This window comes from Extibacter sp. GGCC_0201, from assembly GCF_017566055.1.
Taxonomy (GTDB): Bacteria; Bacillota; Clostridia; order Lachnospirales; family Lachnospiraceae; genus Extibacter.
Genome location: NZ_JABFCH010000160.1, coordinates 1 through 224 on the forward strand (window position 1 = coordinate 1; position 224 = coordinate 224).

Annotated in this window: 1 protein-coding gene; it reads right to left on the minus strand. The window is 50.9% G+C overall.

Annotated elements, in window-relative coordinates; genetic code table 11:
- The coding region (locus tag HJV72_RS19105; RefSeq protein ID WP_208073456.1) for an FtsW/RodA/SpoVE family cell cycle protein at positions 1-224 on the minus strand (224 nt) is incomplete at both ends.

A 224-nucleotide genomic window follows, 5' to 3' on the forward strand; every position in this document is an offset into this window, starting at 1 on the left:
GGGGCATTGCCCGCAATCACCATGAACCGGTAAATCATAAACATAAAGATCAGGATCAGGGAGATTGCCCCGAATAAACCAAGTTCCTCACAGATAATAGAAAAAATCATATCATTCTGCGCCTCGGGTACAAATCCCAGCTTCTGGAGGCTCTCGCCCAGCCCTTTGCCGAATAATCCGCCGGAACCGATGGCATACAGACCCTGAAGCACCTGGTAGCCGCC